General features: G+C 60.4%; 1 protein-coding gene. It reads left to right on the top strand.

Going from position 1 to position 1,790, the window contains the following annotated elements:
* Positions 1-30: 30 nt before the first annotated feature.
* A partial coding sequence (locus BSU04_RS37195) for a beta strand repeat-containing protein (protein WP_373452912.1) occupies positions 31-1,790 on the top strand: 1,760 nt, incomplete at its 3' end.

Below are 1,790 nucleotides of genomic sequence, written 5' to 3'. Positions count from 1 at the left end.
GCGGGCATCACTGTTGACACGAGCGGCAATGTGACGAACTCGTTCGTTGCCTATGACAACTCATCGAAGACCGGCGTCACGCTGGGCAACGGCACGGTTGGCGCACAGATTCACCAAGTGGTTGCTGGTACGACGGCAACGGACGCAGTGAACCTGGGCCAGTTGACGGCAGCAGGTTTGAACGTAGACACGAGCGGTCACGTCACCAACTCGTTCGTCGCTTATGACGACTCCACCAAGGGCATGGTCTCGCTGGGCGGTACGGCAGGCACGACTATCACCAACCTGAAAGCCGGCATCAACAATACCGATGCGGTCGCAGTTTCCCAACTCAAGTCCGCCGGGTTCACACTCGACGGGACCGGAAACGTGACGAATCAAGCTGTGACCTACGCAGCGGGTTCGGTCGCATCAGGATCTCCTGCGATTACGCTTGCTGCAGGAACAGGCAACAGCGCGTACTTCAAGGACGGCAATCGTACCGAAGGTCTGTTGCCGAAGGGCACGGTTATCAGCAACGTTGCAAACGGCGTGCAAGATACGGACGCTGCCAACGTTGGCCAGGTCTACGACATTTTGAACGAGACCGGTACCAGCAACCTTGAGGCCCCGCATCTTTTGAAGGCAGGCGCATCGAGTTCTGGCGTTAATACCGCGGGTTTGACAATCGCATACAAGACAGCAGCTTACTACTCGCAAGTCGCGGGCGTGGGCGACAGCACGGGTTCGACTCCGCCTTCGGACGTCGCACGCGCTGCCGGTGCAGGTTCTATCGCGATTGGTTCCAACGCATTCAGCACCGGCGTGGGCGCCACGGCAGTGGGTGTCCAGTCCTATGCGTCAGCAAGCGACGCAGTGGCGCTGGGTTCGGGATCGGTTGCCAACGTAGCGAACACTGTTTCAGTGGGCAGCGACGGCACGGGCTCGTACACGGCGTACGACGCAACGGGCAAGCCATACACGATCCAGAATCAGGCCAACACGCGTCGCGTCACGAACATGGCTGCTGGTCAAGCTGACACAGACGCAGTGAACGTTGCGCAGTTGAAGGGCGTTACGACCGCAATGGGCGGCGGCTCGACAATTGACAGCAGCGGCAATGTGGTTGCGCCGACCTACACGGTCAACGGCAATACCTATCACGACGTTGCTGATGCAATCACCGCAGCGGCCTCGGGCACCGGCGGTCCAGGTGTTAACGGAGTAGCGTACGACGACGCGACCCACGCTAAGGTCACGCTGGATGGCACGGCTGGCACGACGCTGTCGAACGTGAAGGCGGGTGCTACGGCAATGGACGCAGTGAACGTGGCGCAGTTGACCGCAGCGGGCCTGAGCATTGACACGAGCGGTAACGTGACGAATTCGTTCGTCGCCTATGACGACGCATCGAAGTCGGGCATCACGCTGGGCAACGGCACGACTGGCGCGCAAATCCACAACCTGGTTGCCGGCACGACTGCAACGGACGCAGTGAACCTCGGCCAGTTGACGGCAGCAGGTTTGAACGTCGACACGAGCGGTCACGTCACGAACTCGTTTGTTGCTTATAACGACTCGACCAAGGGCACGGTCACGCTGGGCGGTACGGCTGGCACAACGCTGTCGAACGTGAAGGCTGGTGTTGCCAACATGGACGCAGTGAACGTGGCGCAGTTGACAGCAGCGGGCCTGGCGATTGACACGAGCGGTCACGTCACGAACTCGTTCGTCGCCTATGACAACGCATCGAAGTCGGGCGTCACGCTGGGCAACGGCACGACTGGCGCGCAGATCCACAACCTGGTTGC

The sequence above is a fragment of the Caballeronia sordidicola genome (genome assembly GCF_002220365.1).
Lineage (GTDB): Bacteria > Pseudomonadota > Gammaproteobacteria > Burkholderiales > Burkholderiaceae > Caballeronia > Caballeronia sordidicola_C.
The sequence above is the reverse complement of the archived record's forward strand: the minus strand, read 5'-3'. Positions and strand labels throughout refer to the sequence as shown.